Source organism: Rhizobium sp. A22-96, from assembly GCF_053521805.1.
Window position 1 is genome coordinate 383,167 of the sequence record NZ_JBNWDQ010000001.1, and the last position, 21,627, is coordinate 404,793.

At 60.3% G+C, this 21,627-nt stretch carries 17 protein-coding genes; 6 read left to right on the top strand and 11 right to left on the bottom strand.

The features are described from left to right. Window positions 1-22: 22 nt before the first annotated feature. The 11 genes from ACQZ6F_RS01690 to cydD form a co-directional block, all read right to left on the bottom strand. Window positions 23-1,273, bottom strand: coding sequence for a sugar ABC transporter permease (locus ACQZ6F_RS01690; RefSeq protein ID WP_449095758.1), 1,251 nt, complete (start codon window positions 1,271-1,273; stop codon window positions 23-25). Beyond that, window positions 1,270-2,091: an ATP-binding cassette domain-containing protein gene (locus tag ACQZ6F_RS01695; RefSeq protein WP_449095759.1), complete on the bottom strand. Its 822-nt coding sequence runs from the start codon at window positions 2,089-2,091 to the stop codon at window positions 1,270-1,272. The genes ACQZ6F_RS01690 and ACQZ6F_RS01695 overlap by 4 nt, the downstream gene beginning before the upstream one ends. 87 nt (window positions 2,092-2,178) lie before the next feature. Continuing rightward, window positions 2,179-3,264, bottom strand: coding sequence for an ABC transporter substrate-binding protein (locus ACQZ6F_RS01700; protein ID WP_068392768.1), 1,086 nt, complete (start codon window positions 3,262-3,264; stop codon window positions 2,179-2,181). A 200-nt stretch (window positions 3,265-3,464) separates the two neighbouring features. Continuing rightward, window positions 3,465-4,349 carry a helix-turn-helix domain-containing protein gene (locus ACQZ6F_RS01705; protein WP_449095760.1) on the bottom strand — a complete coding sequence of 295 codons (885 nt, stop codon included), beginning with the start codon at window positions 4,347-4,349 and terminating at the stop codon, window positions 3,465-3,467. A gap of 508 nt (window positions 4,350-4,857) precedes the next feature. Then, window positions 4,858-5,262, bottom strand: coding sequence for a DUF983 domain-containing protein (locus tag ACQZ6F_RS01710; RefSeq protein ID WP_449095761.1), 405 nt, complete (start codon window positions 5,260-5,262; stop codon window positions 4,858-4,860). 206 nt (window positions 5,263-5,468) lie between these two features. Then, window positions 5,469-6,872, bottom strand: a complete 1,404-nt coding sequence (locus ACQZ6F_RS01715; RefSeq protein WP_449095762.1) for an aminotransferase-like domain-containing protein — start codon at window positions 6,870-6,872, stop codon at window positions 5,469-5,471. Between the two features lie 286 nt (window positions 6,873-7,158). Beyond that, complete coding sequence (gene cydX, locus ACQZ6F_RS01720; RefSeq protein WP_449095763.1) at window positions 7,159-7,284, bottom strand: cytochrome bd-I oxidase subunit CydX; 126 nt, start codon at window positions 7,282-7,284, stop codon at window positions 7,159-7,161. Between the two features lie 17 nt (window positions 7,285-7,301). Then, window positions 7,302-8,456, bottom strand: coding sequence for a cytochrome d ubiquinol oxidase subunit II (gene cydB / locus ACQZ6F_RS01725; protein WP_449095764.1), 1,155 nt, complete (start codon window positions 8,454-8,456; stop codon window positions 7,302-7,304). Between the two features lie 5 nt (window positions 8,457-8,461). Beyond that, window positions 8,462-10,063, bottom strand: a complete 1,602-nt coding sequence (locus ACQZ6F_RS01730; protein WP_174074299.1) for a cytochrome ubiquinol oxidase subunit I — start codon at window positions 10,061-10,063, stop codon at window positions 8,462-8,464. Window positions 10,064-10,142: 79 nt separating this feature from the next. Then, on the bottom strand, window positions 10,143-11,834 hold the full coding sequence (locus ACQZ6F_RS01735; RefSeq protein ID WP_449095765.1) for an amino acid ABC transporter ATP-binding/permease protein: 1,692 nt from the start codon (window positions 11,832-11,834) through the stop codon (window positions 10,143-10,145). Next, entirely contained in the window at window positions 11,831-13,555 is a 1,725-nt protein-coding gene (cydD, locus tag ACQZ6F_RS01740) for a thiol reductant ABC exporter subunit CydD (protein WP_449095796.1), read from the bottom strand. Before cydD ends, ACQZ6F_RS01735 begins: the two co-directional genes overlap by 4 nt. Before the next feature lie 795 nt (window positions 13,556-14,350). On the opposite strand from cydD, the gene ACQZ6F_RS01745 reads away from it, so the two are divergent. The 6 genes from ACQZ6F_RS01745 (at window position 14,351) to ACQZ6F_RS01770 (ending at window position 21,606) form a co-directional block, all read left to right on the top strand. Then, the gene (locus tag ACQZ6F_RS01745) at window positions 14,351-14,785 is read left to right on the top strand and encodes a universal stress protein (RefSeq protein ID WP_449095766.1); all 435 of its coding nucleotides are present in this window, start codon (window positions 14,351-14,353) and stop codon (window positions 14,783-14,785) included. Between the two features lie 99 nt (window positions 14,786-14,884). Beyond that, complete coding sequence (locus ACQZ6F_RS01750; RefSeq protein WP_449095767.1) at window positions 14,885-16,141, top strand: arsenic transporter; 1,257 nt, start codon at window positions 14,885-14,887, stop codon at window positions 16,139-16,141. Window positions 16,142-16,197: 56 nt separating this feature from the next. Beyond that, complete coding sequence (locus ACQZ6F_RS01755; protein WP_449095768.1) at window positions 16,198-16,800, top strand: TetR/AcrR family transcriptional regulator; 603 nt, start codon at window positions 16,198-16,200, stop codon at window positions 16,798-16,800. 41 nt (window positions 16,801-16,841) lie between these two features. Continuing rightward, complete coding sequence (locus ACQZ6F_RS01760; RefSeq protein WP_449095769.1) at window positions 16,842-17,819, top strand: zinc-binding dehydrogenase; 978 nt, start codon at window positions 16,842-16,844, stop codon at window positions 17,817-17,819. A 112-nt stretch (window positions 17,820-17,931) separates the two neighbouring features. After that, entirely contained in the window at window positions 17,932-19,119 is a 1,188-nt protein-coding gene (locus ACQZ6F_RS01765) for a GGDEF domain-containing protein (protein ID WP_077468295.1), read from the top strand. 135 nt (window positions 19,120-19,254) lie between these two features. Continuing rightward, window positions 19,255-21,606, top strand: coding sequence for a heavy metal translocating P-type ATPase (locus tag ACQZ6F_RS01770; RefSeq protein WP_449095770.1), 2,352 nt, complete (start codon window positions 19,255-19,257; stop codon window positions 21,604-21,606). The last annotated feature ends 21 nt before the right edge of the window (window positions 21,607-21,627 follow it).

The following is a 21,627-nucleotide window of genomic DNA, read 5'->3' on the forward strand; positions in this document are numbered from 1 at the left end:
CAATCCTTACCTTGTGATGAAATCAGCCGCGTCCATGGGAAGCGCGGGAACGGCGGGCCAATGAGTCGACGATGACGGCAATGGCAAGAACTGCGCCGGTGATCATGTAGCGAAGCGCCGATGACAGATCGAGCATGGTCAGGCCGCTGGCGATCGACTGGATGACGATGATGCCTAGCAGTGCCGAATAGGCATTGCCGCGGCCACCGAAGAGGCTGGTGCCGCCGATGACGGCTGCGGCGATCGCATTGAGGTTGACATCGCCGGTGCCGGCCTGCTGACTGGCAGAAGCCAGCCGTGCCGCCGCCAGCACGCCGCCGAGGGCAGCAAACATGGCGCAGAGCACGAAGGCGCTGGTATAAATCATGCGCACATTGATGCCGGCGCGGCGCGCAGCTTCCCGGTTGCCACCGACAGCCGACATGGACCGGCCCCATTGGGTGCGCGTCAATGCGTAATCCATGACGATGACGAGCACCACGAACAGGGCGAACATCCACGGAATGCCGCGATCCTGGTTGAGATAGAAGGCGACGAATTCCAGCGCGATCGTGATGGCGGTGGCTTTTGCAACGAGGCCGCCAATCGAAGGGGTCGACAGGTTCGCCTGCCGGCGGCGGCGAACCATGCCGAAGCCGGCAAACAACATCACCACGCCGGGAACAAGCGCCAGCAGATAGGCAAGCGGGCGCGGAATAACGAGGAGCTGGCCGAAGTTCACGAGCCCAGAACCATAGGGCAGATTGATGGAGCCAGTGGCGCCGAGCAGATAGAGCTGCATACCGAGCACCGCCAGAAGTCCCGCCAGCGTCGAAACGAAGCTCGGCATGCCCAGGCGGTTAAAGAGCAAGGCGTAGATGATGCCGATCACTCCGCCGAAGACGAGCGCGGCCAGAATGGCGAGAGCGACAGGCCAACCTTCATTGACCCAGAGCATGCCGACCATGGCCGAAGCAAAGCCGCTGATCGAGCCCACTGACAGATCGATTTCGCCGACCATCAGTACGCAGACGATGCCGAGCGAGATGATGCCGACCGTCGAGGCGTCGAACAGCAAATTGGCGAGATTGCTGCTGGAGAGGAATGTCGGATTGAGCGTGCCGAACACCGTCCAGATGATGACGAGGCCGACGACGACGGGCAATGAGCCGAGATCACCTGACCGCACCTTGTCGATGGAGGAGCGGATCGTTGCGGCAATGCCTGTTTCATGGCTGACGCGAACGTCGCTGCGGTCGAGCAATGCCGCCGGCTGCTTCGTATCCTGATTCATGGCTGGCCCCCATCTCTTTGTTCCTGTTGAACCTGACGCCGCCCGGCGCGGCGCGACACGGAGTTTTCCGTGGCGCCGGTGATGGCACTGACAAGCTCCTGATTTGACGTGTCGGGATAGAAGATCCCGTTGTTGCGGCCGAGGCGCAGCACGACGATGCGGTCGGCAACGGCGCGCACATCCTCCATATTATGGCTGATCATGATCACGCCGAGCCCCTTGTCTCGGACGCGCTCGATGAGGTTCAGCACCTCCGCAGTCTGGGCCACGCCGAGCGCGGCTGTGGGTTCGTCCAGCATGATCAGTTTCGGCTCAAGCAGCAGCGAACGGGCGATCGCCACCGTCTGCCGCTGGCCGCCGGAAAGCGAGGCGATCGGGATGCGTACGCTGGGGATGCGGGCGGCAAGCTCATTAAGCAAAGTCCAGGCACGCACTTCCATCGCCGTTTCATCAAGCTTCAGCGGGGTGAGCTCCCGGCCGAGAAAGATATTGGCGACCACATCGAGGTTTTCGCACAGCGCCAGATCCTGAAAGACGGTGGCGATGCCGAGATCAAGCGCTGTGGCGGGATCACTGAGCGTGACCGGCTTGCCTGCAAATGTAATCGTGCCGGCGCTCGGCTGGTGGACGCCAGCCAAAACCTTGACGAGCGTCGACTTGCCGGCACCGTTGTCGCCGACAAGCGCCACGACTTCGCCGGCATGCACATCGAGGTTGATATCGGTCAGTGCCGAGACGGCGCCGAAGTGCTTGGAGACACCTCGCAGGCTGAGCACAGGTTCGCCTGTGGGGCTTCTTTGATCGGAAGCGTCAATCATGGTTCGCCACCCTCTCGGTTCGGATTGCAATGAGATTTGGTTTGTTGCCGGCCGCCGAAGCGGCCGGACCCTGTCGAAGAGCTATGATCAGCCGCCGATACCGAGCTTCTTGCAGCCTTCAGCGTAGCGATCGGTGCAAAGCTGGGCCGGTGTCTGGATCGGCTTGCCGGCGACAGTCTTGTCGATGATCTCGGCCTTGAGATTGTCTGATGTGACAAGCGCCGGCGTGAAGAGCTTCGTTGGCGTATCGAAGAGTTTCGTGTCCGCCTTTGGCGTTTCGCCCGACAGCAATTCTATCGCGACATTGGCGGCAGCCGCGGCGACGATTTCGCTCGGCTTGGAGATCGTATTGTACTGGTCGCCGGAAATGATGAGCTGCAGGCCGGCGATGGTGGCGTCGTTGCCCGTCACCGGCGGCACCGGATCGAAGCCGGCCGCCTTGAAGGCCGCGACGGCTGCGCCGCCCGTGCCGTCATTGGCCGCGACCACACCAAGGATCTTCTTGCCGAAGCGGGTGATCTGGCCGCTTGCCCATTGCTGTGCCTTCGGCGGCGCCCAGTCCGGCGTATCGAATTCTGCGAGCACGGGATAACCGCCCTCGGCAAGCCCGGCATGGATGCCCTTCTTGATAAGACCGGCGGCGGCATCGGTCGGCGAGCCGTTGATCTCGAGCAGGCCGCCATCTCCGGCCTTGACGTTCTTGGCCTTCAGATGATCGACCAGCGACTTCGCGATCATCTTGCCGATCTCTTCATTGTTGAAGGAGACATAGTAGTCGGCCGCAGCCGACGGGATCGGCCGGTCATAAGCGATGACGCGAACGCCCTGGCTCTGCGCCATCTTCACCAGCGAGGCCGCGGCGGTGGAATCGACCGGATCGAGCACGATGGCCTTGGCGCCCTGCGAGATCGCCGAGTTGAACTGCTGCTGCTGGCGCGAAGCATCACCATTGGCGTTCTGATAGATGACCTTGCAGCCGGCGCAGAGCTTCTTCATCTCCGCCTGGAAACCGGGGAAATCATGCTCTTCGTAACGCGTGGAGCTCTGGTCGGGCATCAGGAAGGCGACGGTTGCGTCCGTCACCTTGGCGGATTGCGCGAAAGCGGATGTGCCGCTCATAAGACCGACCGCAAGCGCGGCTGCGCCGGCAATTTTCAGTGCGAAATGGTTCATTGGAAATTCTCCGTTCCAAATGGTAATGGTTTCCCTCGATCATCACGGCTGTCCGCACGCGATGCTCTTGTTTGGCGTCCCCTGAGACGATCATCCGACCAAGGTGACGGCTATTTTTCGGACAAGCGTTCTCCTTCGGGCGACAGAGGTGCCCGTTCGCTTGGCCGGAATTGTTGTCTTTCCTCCCCTTCCTCCTTCGGTTAAGCGGCCTCCACCGCGCGTGCATGCTGTGCCAATAGTGATCTGAACCGCGAGGGCGCCATGCCCTTCTGATCCAGAAAGCGGCGATTGAAATTCGAGATATTGTTGAAACCGGCGGCAAAGCAGATGTCGGTGATCGACATATCAGCCTTGCTCATCAGCAGATGGCAGGCAAAGTTGACCCGCAGGCGGTTGACATATTGCACCAGCGCCATACCGGTGTGCCGGCGAAAGCTGCGCGAAAAGGCGCTCGGGCTCTGGCCGGTCAGCTCGGCAAGATCACATTCGCTGAACGGCTCGGTCAGATGCGCATTGATATAGGACAGCGCCTGATTGACGCCCGCCGACATGAAACCCGAAGGGTCCGGCTGATAGCCCGCGCTGGCGAGCGAGCGGGTGCCCTCGGCACTGGCCATCGCGTCGAGAATGTTCATGAAAAGCTCGATACGCCGGATGCCCGATGCCTGGACCAGCTCGCCAAGGATGGGGCCGACGACGGCTGCGGTTTCTGGCGTGAAAAGCGCGCCGCGGCGGCTGAGTTCCAGTATCTCGGCGCAGGCCGATAACTCCGGGAAGATCTTGCTGGCATCGGCAAAGAAGGATTCGGAAAATTGCAGGACACGGCAGCGCAAGGGAAGCGTCACGCCGGCCGGGACGTTGCTCACCCAGTTATGCGGCAGGTTCGGCCCGGTCAGGATCAGATTTCCGGGTTCGAACTCACCGATGAAATCGCCAATGAAATATTGGCCTGTCGTGGCAACGACGTGATGGATTTCGTATTCGGGATGAAAATGCCAGCGGACCGTTCGGTAGGGATAGCCATGCTCCCAGGCTTTAAAGGACTCGCCACTGCCGATCGCCACAACTTCCAAATCAGGGTTCATCAGCCAGCCTCCTTTCGTCCGTCCGCACGCTACCAAGGCTGCGGTGCCTCCTCCCAGAGGCTATCACGTCTTCTATGAGGTCAAATCTACGCCTTGCGGCAACCTGCCGCTACTACGCCTTGTACGCTCGACCGATACTTTTTTGACATGAAGGGCGGCTTATTTGGTCAAATGTGCAGTGCGGCATGGGCACTGCGATGCCGAAGCTTTGATATCCGGCGCGGAGCGCAGAGATTTCTGCCCGGAGCCGACAAGGGCCTACGGCCGGTGGCCAGTAACGGCCCTCTGGTTTCGTTATTTCCTCTTCCCTTGATCGTGATGCCACTTGATGGCGAAGTACATGCCGGTGCCTAGCACGACAACCTTGAACACAATGAAGACTATAGGGAACCAATCCACCATTTTGAATATTTCCAGGCTATGACTTGAGACTATCTATTGCGGGGAGCAGCGGCTCGAAACATCGTCGAATCCAACTTCCATCATGGAATTCCCATCCCCGCAGACCTTAGTTCACTGAATGCGGCGTCTCGGTTTCCGGCATGCGGACGAGCTTGCCCTCTTCGGCCTTGTAGAAATACTGGCTTGCGACCAGCCAGCCTTTGAGCGGCCGCAATGGTGGAATGCAGGTCGCCAGCATGAACGGCCCGGTCACTACGAAGTGAACCCAGATCGGTGCTGAAAACGCCACTTCCAGCCAAACACCGAGAAGGACGCTTGGGATGCAGGCAAAGCAGATCACGAAAAACGCCGGCCCATCCGCCGGATCGGCAAAGGAGTAATCGAGGCCACACGCTTCGCATTCCTTGCGCAGGGTCAGAAAACCATCAAACAGACGCCCCTGACCGCAACGCGGGCAACGACACCTCAAACCGGTCTGGAGAGGGCTCAGCGGCGGATATTCGGTATCCATAACAATCTCGCTTTCAAATTAGGTCATTGATGCGATGCATTCAATAGCCGTATTGATTACATTCAATATAGATACATTGAATGTAAGATGCGAGTCCATTCGTCAGAATGACGCAGCCTACTACGAAGACTCAGGCGGCAAAGTCGCGCTGAACCGAAATCCATTCATTGCGCATTCAATTTGTGCGCGGCGATAACTTACTGAGATCAGAAGAAGGAAGCCGCCATTTCCGGCGGACCTTCAAGGGCATGCGCCATGAAGTCCAACGCCACTTTCAGCCTGTCACGGCCGATCGGACCACCGAGGCAGACGCGCACTGCCTCCGGCGCCGGTCCTGTAACCGTAAAGGCATCGCTTGCTACAACGCCGATACCGGAATTGCGCATATGACTGCCAAAGGTCGAGCGCGTCCAGCCTTTGGTCAAGGGCAGCCAGATGTTGAAGCTGAGCGGATCGGCACGATAGCTGCCGGGCGGAAATATGCTTGCCACCATGTCCTGACGGGCGGCGGCTTCCGCGCGGATGAAGCGCAGAATACCATCGGCCGTGCCATCCTCGATCCAGCGGGTTGCCAGTGCCATATTGAGCGGCGAGGCCATGACATTGCCCGTTCGCATGGCGCTCACGAACGGCCACACCGATTTCGTATCGGGTACGACGACATAGGCAAGCCGAAGCCCGGCTCCGATGCATTTTGCGAGCCCACCGATATGCCAGGTCAAATCCGGTGCAATCGCGGCAAAGGGCAGCGGTCCCTGTAAGGGAATGAAACCATAGGCATCGTCTTCTATGATCGGCACCCGATGTCGGCGGGCAACGGCGACAATCTCCTCGCGACGCTTCTCGGGAATGGTCAGAGTCAGCGGGTTTTGCAGTGTCGGATTGAGATAGAGCGCCTTCGGCCGCAGCCCTTTACAGGCTTCTTCAAAAGCTTCCGGCAAAATGCCCTCCTCATCCATCGCCAGACCGGCAAGGTTCAGGCGAAGCTGGGCTGCGATCGAGCGCATGCCGGCATAGGTGATATCTTCGCAAAGCACCACCTCGCCGGGCTTTGCAAGCATGCCTGAGATCGCAAGCAGGGTCGGATGAGCGCCCGGCGTGACGAAAATGCGCTCCTGTGGCGGCGCCACTCCACGGCGGCCGAGCCAGGTGGCGGCAGCCTCCTTGTCCATCTCCGAGCCGCCGAAATCCTGATAGCGCAGCAACGATGTGAGATTGGCGGCCACCGCGGACATTCCCTCATGCATGCGCGCAACAAGGTCCGGATCAGTGAGATCAGGCGGCAAGTTCATCGAAAAATCGACGGCAGAAGCGCGACGCGGATCGGCAGCCATATCAAGAGAGAAGCCTCGACGCCCCCTGCCCGTGCCGCCGGCGACGAAGGTGCCGCGACCGACATGCGAGTCCACCAGTCCTCGCTTCTGTGCCTCGACATAGCCGCGGGCGACAGTCGTGAAATCGATATTCAGGCGCTTGGCCAGTTCGCGCTGCGGCGGCAACCTGTCGCCGGCAGCCAGGACGCCGCTGCGCAAATCAATCTCGATCAGATCCGCGATGGCCATATAGCGCGGGTTTGTGGAGCGGCTGAGATCAGGGTGCCAATTCTTCATGTCTGCGCTCCGAAATCTGGTTTGGATGGGGACCGGCCCAACCGACATTGATGGCACATTGTTGCATAACACATACGTTATGTAAAAATGGAGGCCGTCTCTCGATAGCCGAATGACCAAATGTCGCAGCGCTGTATCCAGATCCGGCTTCGAGAAGACGAAGCCGGGATTGAATGCATTGTGATCTACATTGAATGTATACCCGCAACGGACACGAAACAGCACGCCGGTCTAGTCGGCGTGCCGTGTTTCAAAGCGAAGCCATCGTCAAGCGTTGGCCTGACGATCATTGCCTCTGCGTTTCGGAGGCTTTCTCTTTTGCTCTATCGTCGACGAGCTCGTACCACATGGCGTTGAGGACGGCGAAAGCGGCGGCAAGGGGAAAGCCGAGGAGCCAGGCGAAGTACCACATGCGAAATCTCCTTGAAATCAGTAGGCGTGACCGCCCTTGTCGTTGACCGTTTTTGCATCGACCTTGCCCCACAGCACGCGATAGACCCAGGCGGTGTAAGCCAGGATTATCGGCAGGAAGATGATCGTGACGACAAGCATGATGAACAGCGTCATGTGGCTAGACGAAGCGTCCCAAACCGTCAGGCTGGATCGCGGATCGAGCGATGATGGCAAGAGGAAGGGGAACATTGACAAGCCAACTGTCGAGATGATGCCGAAGATCGCAAGCTTGCTGAACAGCAGCACCGTCACTTCGCGCCGGCCGAGCAGCGCAAGCAGGGCGGCAGCCGTGCCGACAAAGCCAAGGACCGGGGCAACGATCATCCAGGGATGCGCGCTGTAATTGGCAAGCCAGGCTCCCGGACTATGCTCGGCGGTTTTGAGCAGCGGGTTGGACGGTCCGGTCGCGTCAATGACGCTGGAGATGCGATAGCCGTCGATCCCCATCCAAAGGAACACACCACCCAGCGCGAAGAGCACGATCACCACCAAGGCAGCGATACTGCCGTAACGGCGAGCACGTTCGGCGACAACGCCATCCGTCTTAACCCGGAGCCAGGCCGCGCCATGCATGACCAACATCGCAACGGACAGAACACCACATAGGAGAGCATAAGGATTCAGAAGCGCAAAGAAGGACCCTTCGTAATAGATCCGCATATCGTCATCGAACCTGAAGGGAACCCCCTGGAGAACGTTGCCGACCGCCACGCCGAAGATCAGCGAGGGAACGAAGCCGCCGATGAACAATGCCCAGTCCCAGCCGGTTTTCCATGCGGCACTATCCCGCTTCGACCGATACTTGAAGGCGACCGGTCGCAGGATCAGAGCAAATAGGATGGCAAACATGGCGAGATAGAAGCCGGAGAAGGATACCGCGTAAAGCGGCGGCCAGGCAGCGAAGATGGCGCCGCCGCCAAGGATCAGCCAGACCTGGTTTCCTTCCCAGGTCGGGCCGATCGAGTTGATGGCAATGCGCCGCTCCGTATCCGTCCTTGCGACGAATGGGAGAAGCGTGCCGACACCAAGGTCGAAACCATCGGTGACAGCAAAGCCGATCAGCAGCACGCCGAGAAGCAGCCACCAGATGATGCGCAGGGTCTCGTAGTCGATCAATTCATGCAGGATCATGGCATTCACTCCGCAGCCGGAACGAGGTTTTCGGAAATCAGCTTGGCCTCCGGCTTATCGTCCGGATCGGGGCCTTTGCGGATCGCCTTGATCATCAGCGTCATCTCGATGACGATGAGGGCGGTATAGAGTGCGGCAAAACCGAGAATGGTCAGAAGCACGGTGCCGGCGCCGAGATTGGAGACCGCAGCCGCGGTCGGCAGCACGCCTTCGATGATCCACGGCTGGCGGCCGAATTCGGCAACAACCCAACCCAGTTCGATGGCGACCCAGGGCAGCGGAATGGCGAAGACCGCGACCCTCAACAGGAGCGGATATCGATCAAGCTTGCGCCGCGCCGACAGCCAGAAGAAGACCGCCGTCAGCAGGATGAAGAACATGCCGAGCCCGACCATGATGCGGAAGGACCAGAACAGCGTTGGCACATGGGGAATGGTATCGCGCGCCGCCTGTGCAATCTGCTCCTCGGTCGCCTGGCGCGGGTCGTTGACATAGCGCTTGAGCAAGAGCGCGTAGCCGAGCTGATGACCGATATCCTCAAAGGAGGAGCGCGCCTCAGTGATAGCGACATCCTGCGTGGTTTCGCCCGCAGTTGCCGGCTTTGCGGCGCGGATCTTCATCAGCGCGTCATAGGCCTTGATGCCCTGGCGAATATTGTCCTTGGCCTCGGCCTCGAGCTTGTCGATACCGGGAATTTCCGTCGTCAGCGAGCGGGTGCCGATCAGGCCCATGACCCAGGGGATGTGCACGGCGTAATGCGTCTCGCGCGCCTCCTGATCCGGAAAGCCGAAGGCGGTGAAGGCGGCCGGTGCCGGCTCGGTCGTCCACATGCCTTCGATTGCCGCGAGTTTCATCTTCTGATGCTCTGTCGTCAGATAGCCGCTCTCGTCGCCGAGCACGACCACCGATAGGGCCGAGGCAAGGCCGAAGGATGCCGCGACCGTCATGGAGCGTTTTGCCAGCTCGACGCTGCGGCCCTTCAGCAGATACCAGGCGGAGACGCCGAGTACGAAAATGGAGGCACAGACGTAGCCAGCCGAAACGGTGTGAACGAATTTCGCCTGCGCCACCGGGTTGAAGACGACATCGAAGAAACTGGTGATCTCCATGCGCATGGTCTGCGGGTTGAGCGCCGAACCCACAGGGTTTTGCATCCAGCCATTGGCGATCAGGATCCAAAGCGCCGAGAAGTTCGAGCCGAGCGCGACGGCCCAGGTGGCGACGAGGTGCCCGACCTTGGAGAGCTTGTCCCAGCCGAAGAAGAACAGGCCGACGAAGGTCGCCTCCAGGAAGAAGGCCATCAGGCCTTCGATCGCAAGCGGCGCGCCGAAGATGTCACCGACATAATAGCTGTAATAACTCCAGTTCATGCCGAACTGGAATTCCATCACAATGCCGGTGGCGACGCCGAGCACGAAATTGATGCCGAAGAGCGTTCCCCAAAACTTCGTCATCTGCCGCCAGATCTGACGGCCGGTCATCACATAGGTCGTCTCCATGATGGCAAGCAGCACGGAAAGGCCGAGCGTCAGCGGCACGAACAAGAAGTGATACAACGCCGTCATGGCAAACTGCAGGCGCGATAGCGCCACGATATCAAGTTCCATAGTCTTTCTCCCACCCCCTACGGTGTGTCTGACAGGAATGCGGCGCCATTCGACGCGCCGCGGGCATGTTGTCTGCTCCTCAGTCCGGCCGAAGCCGGGCGAGAAGCGTTTCGAATTCCGGTGTGCCGCGCCGTGCTGTCGCGGTGATCTGACCGCCATCCAGAAGTACGATGCGGTCGGCTATTTCAGCCTCGCGACGAATGTGGGTGGCGATTACGAGGGTGCGCCCGACGGCCACTGCGGCCAATCTTTCGATAACAGCACGCGCCGTCTTGGCATCGAGGCCTTCCGTCGGTTCATCGAGAAGCCAAATGGGTGTATCCCGCAGTAGAAGCCTGGCGAGCGCCAGCCGGCGCAACTGTCCACCGGAGAGACCACTGTGGCCCTCGCCGAGCCGGGTCGAAAGACCATGCGGCAAGGCTTCGATGTCCTCGCGTAGCCCTGCCGTCTCAAGCGCTACGAGCAGTCGGCTATCGTCGGCATCCGGCGCGGCCAGCTGCAGATTGCCGCGCACCGTGTCCTGAAACAGCTCGCTGCGCTGCGTCAACCTCGCCGTCGGCACACAGGCAATAGAGCCGCTGTTCGCAGCGATCTCGCCTGCCAGCAATGCCAAAAGTGTCGATTTTCCCACTCCGCTCGGCCCGACGACGGCCAATCGTTCGCCGATTGCCAACGACAGAGACAGACCCGGCAAAGCAGGCCGCGCGGCACCTTCATGTCCGGCGACGGCACTTTTCACTTTGAAGGCCCAGCCCGCCTCCGGCACGGCGATCTTCTGTGCCGTGGCAACCGGGCTCAACCGCGGAGCTATGCGCTTGGCAGCAAGCAAGGTGCGCCCGAGTTCCAGGGCGCCGCGTCGCATGGCCGCAAACGGCTCCGTGGCAGCGAAGGCAATGAGGAGTGCGAAGGCAGCAGCAGGCGCGCCGATGGTTCCCGCTTTGGCAAGCAACGCGACGCTCAGCAGGGTCGCAGTCAAAAGCAAGGTCGACGCCAGAGAAAAGCCGGCCGCAACCGCGCTGTCGATACGGTTGAGAGCATCATCCGCCTGCGCCAGACGGCGATCCGCCTCGGCAATCGCCTGCTGTTGCGCCTGCAACTGCGCGACCATTGCCAGCTCGGTCTGGCCCGCCACGAGATCGATACTCCGGGCTCGCAAGGCCTCCATCGCATGGGCGCGCCGCCGCCCCGGCTTCAGCGCCATGCGCGCAGCGATAAGCGAAAGACCAAGACAGATGGTCACGAGCCATAGCCCCGCAAGACCGCCAAGCATCGGATCGATGAAGAAGAGCGCGATCGTGACGGCAAACGCCGCGAGGATGGCGACAACGGCCGGCACCAACACACGAAGGTAGAGCGAGTCGAGCGCATCGACATCATTCGTCAGCCGAAACAGCATTTTCGCCGGCCGACGGATCATCGACGCCGCTGCGACAGGCGCGGCCCAACCGCGAAACAGCCGCTCGCGCAGCGCCGCAAGCACCTTGAGCGTCGCATCATGCGTGACGATCCTTTCGCCGTATCGGGTTGCTGTACGGCCGATTGCCAGCATGCGAATGCCCGCCGATGGCGCAAAGACATCGAAGACCATGGCACTTGCTGCCGACAAGCCGGCAAAAGCCGAGGCGGTGATGAACCAGCCGGAGAGCCCCAGCAGTCCGCCGCCGGCAAGCATCGCCAGGGCTGAGAGGCCAGCACCGAGCGTAAGGCTCGCTCCGCGTTCGATCCAGAACAGCTTGATGACAGGAAGGAGAGCCGTCAGCGATCGTTTCATGCGGCCGCCCTCCGGGCTTGCGCATCCAGGCTGATAATGCGGCCCAGACGTCCGGCCAGAACTGGATCATGGGTGGCGACGATCAGGATGCGACCCTCGGCAAGCGCAAGCAGTGCATCTGTCACGGCAGACGCGGTCTCGGCGTCGAGATGGGCTGTCGGCTCATCCGCGAGGATGATGTCGGCCTGTTCATCGACCATCATCCGCGCCAGCGCCAATCGCAGCGCTTCACCGCCGGAAAGACCAAGACCTCCCTCCCCGACTGCCGCTACACGCTCGGCAGTGAAGACTCGATCGAGAGCAACACCTGCAAGGGCAGCCGTAACCGCGTCCCGGTCGATACCGGCGCGCCCGAGAACAACATTGCGCATGACACTGCCGGCAAAGACATGGGGCGATTGGCCTATCCAGGCCATACGACGGCGCAATTCATCTGCAGTATCGTCCCTCAACGGCATGCCGCCGATGCGGATGATACCAGCCTCGTGACGCGCCAGGCCCGCGATTAGTGATAGGATCGTGGTCTTGCCAGAGCCGCTTGCCCCCCACAGCGCCACATGTTCACCCGGTGCGATCGACAGATCGAAATGATCAATGACAGGTTTTCGCTCCGGCCCGTGGCGAAAGACCACCCCTTCCAGGTCAACCGAAGCGGCACCAATGGACACCGATGGTTTGCCATCGCTGCCGCCGAGAATGGTCTGTTGCAATGTCGCCAGATCCTTCAACGCCGCGAGAGCCGCCTCGCCATTGGCGCGGTCGTGCCAGACGGCCGACAGTTCGCGCAGCGGCTCGAAGAAGGCCGGAGCGAGAAGAAGGATAAAGAGCCCCTGTGTGAGCGTCAGGCGGCCCCCCCATGTGCCGATATCGATCGACCCAAGCAGGCTGAAACCCACATAGACGGCGGTGGCGGCAACACCGAGAGCGGCGAAGAATTCGAGCACTGCCGAGGACAGGAAGGCAATCTTCAGCACGGTCATGGTGCGGACCCGCAGCGATTCCGCATCCGCCCGCAACCGCAACGCCGTCGCATCGACAGCATCAAGCGCACGAATGGTGGCAAGACCGCGCAGCCGGTCGAGCAGAAAGGCGTTGATGCCGCCGGTTTCGGCCAGCTGCTTTTCGCTCGCAGCCTGCGCACGCCAGCCGATCAACGCCATGAAGATCGGGATCAACGGCGCGCAGAGAGCCAGGACGAGTGCCGCCACCCAGGAAATCGGCAGAATGCAGGCGAACAAGACCAGTGGTATCGCGCTTGCCTTCAGGCGGGCGGGACGAAACCGTGCCAGATAGGGAACGATCGCCTCGGCCTGCTCACCCACAACGCTTGCGGCCAGTCCGGATGCCGGCCTGGCGCTATCGAGCGGCGAGCGCCTCGCGAGCGATGCAGCGCCGGCAGCGCGATGGACGCTCAATTCTCGTCGAGCCGCGCGGAAAGCCAATCGGCCGCCCACCGCATCCAGGGCTGCGCGCAAAATACCAAGACCAGCAACGACAGCAGCGGGAACTGCCACCTCGCTCACGCCGCCGCCTTGGCTGATTGCTCCGACGCCGATCGAAAGCATCGCGGCCTGGCCGACCCACAGCAAAGAGGAAAGACAGAGAATGGCCGACGCAGGACCCAGGCCGGCAACGCGCCTCGTCCACCGATAGGACGTAGCCTCGAGAGTATTGTTGATTGTCGAAATGCTCGAACCCTGAGCCTCTCGTCTTTCCAACATTCCATCGCTGGTGGAGGAAACACTCACTTTGGCCGACCCTTTCCAATCTCATACCATCAAGGAGAGTCCGTCGACGGACGAAGATGGTATGATCCGCATCGCGGACGCATCTTCCCCTCGCCGAACCCAGAACACACTTGCTGCAATCGAAGATATAGGACCGCTAATATGACTGGCTTTCCAGCTCTTGTCAGCGACAAGAGTAACATAGCCCGCCTCGCCGCCAGGTTGATAAGGCAGCAAGTTGTTCGCGACATGGTTCTAGGCGGATTGTGCACTGCGCAAAAGCGCGCAGGATGTCGCAGGGCATGTTCCCGGCGATGACAGATTGACGCAGAACACACTGTTATCGCTTCAAAATAGCGAAACCGGCAGCTCATGTCTGCGTTGCCGGAACCCAACTGATGGTCAGATTGTTTTTGCAATGCAACATAATGTCGCGACCAATGGACGCCTGCTCGGAGCGTATTGGAGTGCCGCACGCATATCCGAGAGCTCTGGTTATTCGCGCTGCAAGCATATGTGACAGCGGTGATTTTTGATCGCAATGATTGATCTTCGAGACACGGATCGCCGAATCAGCCCTGCACAGCCATACTTCACGTCGCGGTCGGCATTCATGACAGCAAGCATAGTCGGGCGAGGCGCGGTCCATGTCGACCTCACAGGAGGCTTGACGGGCGGCGCCATTATCGATGTGCTGGACAAGTGACTAATTATGCAGACAAATTCAGCCTGACATTGAATACGGAACCAGCAGACCGTTCGGATGCCGAGGCGTTTAGGGAGATGACGATGTATGACAGGGTTATGTGTGCAATCGGGCTCGGATCACGCGAACGCGCCGAGCATCTGTTGCGCACCTCCTACGCCCTCCTCAAGCCGAACGGCCAGCTGACCGTAGTCCACATTGTCGAGCGATTTCCCTCGGGACATGAAAGCCCGGACGAATGGGCCGTGTCCGTGATCGGAGAAGCCGAGGAAAAGCTCAATGCGCTTTGCAGGCGTCTTGGCATAACCGCGACGATCGATGTGCGTACGGGCACGGCGTCGAAAACCTTGCTGATCATTGCCAAAGAAAGGAAGGCGGATCTGATCGTCCTGGCAACGCATGCCTCGGACATCCTTGACCGCATCTTCGGCTCAACCGTCGAATATGTCATCCGACATGCCGAATGTTCGGTTCTCATCGACCGCGCCGAAAGATCGGTAACCGCAGGCAAAAACTAGCAAACCTCGCTTCCCATCGCGCAATAACCTTGTGATTGCTTGCTTTGCGGTTTGAGAGTGTTACATACCCGCTTCCATCCGGCACCCAAGATGATCTGAATGACCGAAGCCGCCATCACCTGGAGTATTGCCGGACTGACTGCTCTCGGCGTCGTTGCACGTCCGTTCCGATGGCCGGAAGCCGTCTGGGCGGTGCTTGGTGCCGCCCTCCTCCTCGCCTTTCAGCTGATAGGCCCAGCCGATGTCTGGGCAGGCGTATCCAAGGGCTTCGATGTCTATCTCTTCCTGATCGGCATGATGTTGCTATCAGAACTTGCCCGCCGCGAGGGATTGTTCGACTGGGTCGCGGCGATCGCCACTTCCCATGCCAAAGGCTCGCCACGGCGGCTGTTTCTGCTCGTCTACGTCGTTGGTGTTGTCGTGACCGTGTTTCTGTCGAACGACGCCACCGCGGTCGTCCTCACACCCGCGGTCTATGCCGCCTGCCGCGCGGCACGGGTCAAAGACCCCATGCCCTACCTGCTGGTCTGCGCCTTCATCGCCAATGCCGCCAGCTTCGTCCTGCCGATTTCAAATCCGGCCAATCTTGTCATCTTCGCCGGCGGCGAAATGCCCCCCTTGTCGCGCTGGATGGCAACATTCCTCTTGCCTTCGATCGTCTCGATCATAGTGACCTTTGTCTGCCTTTACTGGACGCAGAGGCAAGCGTTGGCCGAAGACACCATCGCACCAACCGTCGAACAGCCTGCCCTGTCGCAAAGCGCCAGGCTGGCAGGATGGGGACTTTTGGTAACGGCGCTGATCCTGATCGGCGCATCGGCGATGCATCTCGATCTCGGCATCCCCACCTTTGCGGCCGGTATTCTCACGACGGTCATCATTCTCGCCATCACACGACAAAGCCCGATCGAGACCATCCGGGGGATAAGCTGGAGCGTTCTGCCGCTGGTTGCCGGACTGTTCGTCATCGTGGAGGCGGTCAACCACACCGGCCTCACCGCTCTTCTGTCTGAAAGGCTCGCATCGCTTGCGGCTCAATCGCAGGCGCAGGCAATCGGGGCGGCAGGACTCTCGGTCGCTATCGTCTCCAACCTCGTCAACAATCTGCCGGCTGGCCTCTTTGCCGGCAGCGCGGTGCAGGCCGCCCATGTCCCCGATGCTATTGCCGGGGCCGTGCTGATTGGCGTCGACCTCGGCCCCAACCTGTCCGTCACCGGTTCGCTCGCCACCATTTTGTGGCTTGCCGCCCTGCGTCGCGAAGGCCTTCACATGGGCACCTGGGCTTTCCTGAAGCTCGGCGTCGTCGTGATGTTCCCGGCGCTGATCCTGTCTCTGGCAGCTCTCCTGTTGATATAGGACCAAACAAGGACCGCCTTGTAGACGACCGGTCGATTATTTGTTACCCACTGGCCATGGTGACCAGAAAGAAATCCGATCTGACACGCAATCACATTCTCGAAATCGGGCGGGAACTCGTATTGCGTAAGGGTTTTGGCGGCGTGGGGCTCAAGGAGCTGCTCGAGCAGAGCGCCGTGCCGAAGGGATCTTTCTATTATTATTTTGCCTCCAAGGAAGCGTTTGGCTGCGCCCTGCTGAAAGACTATTGCGCCGACTATGCCCAGCGCCTTGATGCGCTTTTCGGCTGGAAGGGAACCGGCCGCCAGCGGTTGATGCACTACTGGAACGCATGGCTTTCGGACGGCAATGCCGGCAGCCTTGCCGATCGGTGCCTCGTCGTGAAACTCGCCGCGGAAATCTCCGATCTTTCGGAAAGCATGCGGGTGATCCTGCTCGGCGGTGTCGACGATCTCCTTCGACGCATCACTACAACGCTTACCGAAGGGCGCGCGGACGGCTCCATCTCCCCCGCTTGCGTCCCGGAGAAAATGGCCCGCTCGCTCTATAGCCTTTGGCTTGGTGCGGCGATCCTGGCCAAACTTGGAAAAGACAAGACACCACTCGATCAGGCCCTGTTTGCCACCGAGCAAGCCCTTTCCGCTCCCGGCAGTCTTTGACCCAGGCCGGGACCGACATATCAACATGCAAGGAAATCAAAATGCGTAGCGCCATTCACGAAGTCTTCGGCGACCCGGCTGCAGTTCTTCGTCTTGCCGAAATGCCTTTGCCGCAGCCGGACGCCGGACAAGTACGGATTCGCACGATTCTATCCCCCATCCACAATCATGACCTTTGGACGGTGCGTGGCGCCTATGGCTATAAGCCGGTCTTGCCGGCCATCGGCGGCAGCGAGGCTGTGGGTATCGTCGATGCGATCGGCGCTGGCGTTGATGCGGCGCTGATCGGCAAGCGCGTCGTTGTGGCCGGCGTTCATGGAACCTGGGCCGAACAGTTCACCGCGCCTGCTGCAAGCCTTGTTCCCGTACCTGACATCATCAGCGACGAGGCCGCTGCACAGCTCATCGCCATGCCATTCAGCGCCATCGCGCTTTTGGAGTTCCTCAACGTCGAGAAGGGCGATTGGATCATCCAGAATGCGGCAAATGGAGCCGTCGGCAAGACCCTGGCCATGCTGGCGCATAGTCGCGGCGTCCATATCGTCAATCTCGTTCGGCGCGACGCCGGCGTCGAGGAATTGGCCGAATTCGGCATCGAGAATGTCGTCTCGACGGCATCGCCCGATTGGAAAACCAAGGTGCGCGCCATCGTCGGTGACGCCCATATCCGGGCGGCGGTCGATTCCGTTGGCGGCGTCGCAAGCAACAATCTCGCCGACCTGCTGGGGGAAAATGGCGTTCTGGTGTCCTTCGGTACGGCCGCGGGCAAGCCGATGCATATTGCCTCGGGTGCAATCATCTTCAAACAGCTGACAATCAAGGGCTTCTGGGGCAGCAAGATCAGCGCAGCCATGCCTACCGATGAGCGGAAGCGATTGATCGGCGAACTGATCACGCGTGTTGCTACCGGCGACGTCAAGCTGCCGGTGGAAGCGGCCTATGACATGACGGAGATTGCTGAGGCGGTGAAATCTTCCCTCGCCCCCGGCAAAGTGGGCAAGGTTCTCCTGAAACCGTGATCCATATCGATCTCACTCATATGTGACTCCCTTGATATCTCATCATTCTTTAGACCCTGATCAGACTTTTGCGTTATCACACGCAAAAGTCTGATGAGTCGGAGAAGCATTGGTGAGCGCCGTGACATTGGAAGAGGTTGACGATCAAATCCGAAACGGATTTCGACTTCTTCGCTTCAAGCCGGCAATAGAATCGCTCTTCCTCAAAGACTATGCGGTAACCCGCGTCAGATTGGCGCCTGTCTGGGCCATCGTCGGCACGCTGATCTATGATCTGGTCTATTTCGGCGACCGCACCATGATGGCGGACGTCTTTTCGCAGTTAGTGCTGGTGCGCTTCGGGATTTTTACGCCCTTTGCACTGTTCAGCGTCGTGGCATTGCGGCGATGGCCGAGTGCGCTGAACTACGATCTTCTTGCTATCGGCGTGGCCGTGCTCGGCGTTCTGCTGCCGATGTCGGTCGCCATGCACAGCGGCAGCCCTTATCTATTCGTCTATCAGAATGGCAATGTCGCCGCCTTCTTGTTCTTCGTCATCGCCCTCAGGCCCCGGTTCGCGACGATCCTTATCGGTCTTGTGCTGATGTGTACGGTGCAGTTCACGACCACGAAGCTCAGCGGCGCCTTCGACGACGTCGTCTACACCGGCATCGTCACCTTCTATGTGACGCTTGCGATCTTCCTGGTGCTGAGCGCCTATTTTACCGAGCATAAGGACCGGCTGAATTTCCTCAATCAGCTTCGCGGCAGCCTGCTGCATGTGCAGCTGGAGCAGAAGTCGGAACGGGATGAACTCACCGGCCTCTTCAACCGCCACTCGCTCGAGCGCGTGCGCTCGTCGATCTGGCGTGCGAACGGCGAGATTGCGTCTGTCGCCATCATCATGCTCGATATCGACAGGTTCAAACTGTTCAACGATGTCCATGGCCATATGGAAGGCGACGATTGTATTCGCGCCGTCTGCCAGTGCATCTCGCGGGAGATCGGCGCCAACGGGACGGCATTCCGTTTCGGTGGAGAGGAAATTCTAGTGCTATTGCCCGATACCAATTGCGAGGTGGCCTACGCCATCGCCGAAAGAACCAGACGCTCCATCGAAGCCCTCGGCATTCCCCATCGCGGGCTCGACGACGGGCATGTGACTGCCAGCCTTGGCGTCACCTGCGGCAAGACCACACAAGAGTCGCTCGAGGACCTCCTCAAGACAGCTGACGCCGCACTTTATGAGGCAAAGCGGGCGGGCCGAAACACGGTTACCGTGGCACATGTTCCGATGAAGAGCCACAGCCACGAGACCTAAACATCTGACCAACATGGTATTTTGGTGAATTCCCACCACTCGCAGGCGCCATGCAAAAATTCTAAAATTCGCTCTTGTCTCTCTAGTAGCTAGAGGATGTAGCAATGGTTCCAACAGCGAAATTGGAACCTGAACATGACTTCGACAACACAACAGAGCCGCTATCGCGTGGAGGGCATGGACTGCGCTTCCTGCGCCACCAAGATCGACACCGCCGTGCGCCGCCTCCCGGGAGTCGAAGACGTTTCAGTGTCGGTGACGGCCGGTACCATGACCGTCAAGCATCAGGACGACGCAACTCTTGCGCCGGCCATTACGAAGCGGGTCACCGGACTGGGCTACAAGGTCGTGCCACTTCCCCAAAGCGTTGCGCCCGTAGCGGTTAAAGTCGAAGAAGATCACGCTTGCGGCTGCGGTCACGATCACCATGATCACAAATCGCATGACCTTGACGAGCACGACCATAACCATGACCATCATAATCACGACCACGGCGATCATGACCATGGTACGAGCGATCATCGGCACGATCACGCCGGACACAGCCACGCCGCCAAAGTTCAGGATGCAGCCGTTGCCGGTCTTCACGGCCATGATCATGGGCCGACCACGGGGCCATGGTGGAAATCGTCGAAAGGCCGTTTGACCATCGCCAGTGGTGCAGCCGTTGCAGTCGCCTGGGCCATCGGCAAGATGGTGCCCGAACTGGACGCCTGGATCTTCACCGCTGCCATGCTGGTCGGCCTCATTCCGATCGCCCGTCGCGCTTTCATGGCCGCGATTGTGGGAACGCCGTTCTCGATCGAAATGCTGATGACGATCGCGGCAATCGGCGCCGTCATCATCGGCGCGAGCGAGGAAGCCGCGGCCGTCGTCTTCCTGTTCCTGATCGGCGAACTGCTGGAAGGTGTCGCGGCGAGCAAGGCCCGGGCCAGCATCCAATCACTGACGGATCTCGTGCCCAAGACCGCGCTTATCGAGGAGAACGGCAAGACCCGCGAAGTGCAGGCTGAAAGCCTGGCCGTGGGCGCGACTATCCTGGTTCGCCCCGGCGATCGAATTCCGGCTGACGGTGTCATCCTGTCCGGCGAAAGCGCCATCGACGAAGCCCCCGTCACCGGCGAGAGCACGCCGGTGCGCAAGGGGGCAGATGCGAACGTCTTTGCCGGAACCGTCAACGGCGATGCGGCCCTTCGCATCAGCGTCACTGCAGCTGCCGCCGACAACACTATCGCCCGTGTCGTCAAGCTGGTCGAGGAAGCACAGGAATCCAAGGCTCCGACCGAGCGCTTCATCGATCGCTTTTCGCGCTACTATACGCCCGGCGTCGTTGTTGTCGGCGCGCTCGTCGCCGTCATCCCGCCACTGTTTCTCGACGGCCCCTGGGGTGAATGGGTCTACAAGGGTCTGGCAATCCTGCTGATCGGCTGCCCCTGTGCCCTGGTCATTTCGACACCCGCTGCAATCGCTGCCTCGCTATCATCCGGCGCACGGCGCGGCCTTCTCCTCAAGGGCGGAGCCGTGCTGGAAAACATCGGCAAGGTGACTGCTGTTGCCTTCGACAAGACGGGCACGCTGACGGAAGGAAAACCGAAGGTTACCGATATCGTCGGTCTCGGCATGGACGGTGCTGCGGTGCTGCGGCTGGCGGCGGCTCTCGAAACCGGCTCGAACCACCCGCTCGCCCGCGCAATCCTTGATCGCGCCACTGCCGATGCCATCGACATCCCTCAGGTCATCGATGCGAAGGCAATCGGTGGCAAGGGCGTGAGCGGCACCGTTGAAGGCGTCGAGGTCTTCCTCGGCTCGCCACAGGCGGCGGCAGACAAGGTTTCTCTGACTGAGGAACAGTTTGTACAGATCGCCAAGCTCAACGATGCCGGGAAGACCGTCTCCCTTTTATTGGTCAACGGTGCGGCCGCCGGCCTGCTGGCGATGCGTGACGAGCCGCGTGCCGATACGGCTGCAGGCCTGAAGGCGCTCACGGATGCCGGCATCAAGACGATCATGCTGACCGGCGACAACAGACGCACCGCGGAGGCCATCGGCAAGACGCTTGGCATCGAAGTCAGGGCAGAACTGCTTCCCGAGGACAAGCAGCGGATCGTCGGCGAGTTGAAGCGCCAGGGCTTCCGCGTCGCCAAGGTCGGCGATGGCATCAATGATGCCCCGGCACTCGCCACCGCCGATGTCGGCATTGCCATGGGCGGCGGCACAGACGTCGCGCTTGAAACCGCCGACGCGGCCGTGCTGCATGGCCGGGTTGGCGACGTCATCGAGATGATCGACCTTTCGAAGCGGACGATGAGCAATATTGGCCAGAACATCACCATTGCGCTCGGCCTGAAGGGTGTCTTCCTGGTTACCACCATCATCGGCATCACGGGTCTGTGGCCGGCGATCCTTGCTGATACCGGCGCAACGGTGTTGGTCACCATGAATGCCCTGCGCTTGCTCGGCGGCAAACGCCGGCGCGTAGCAGCCTAAGGACGGGAAGATATCTTTCCC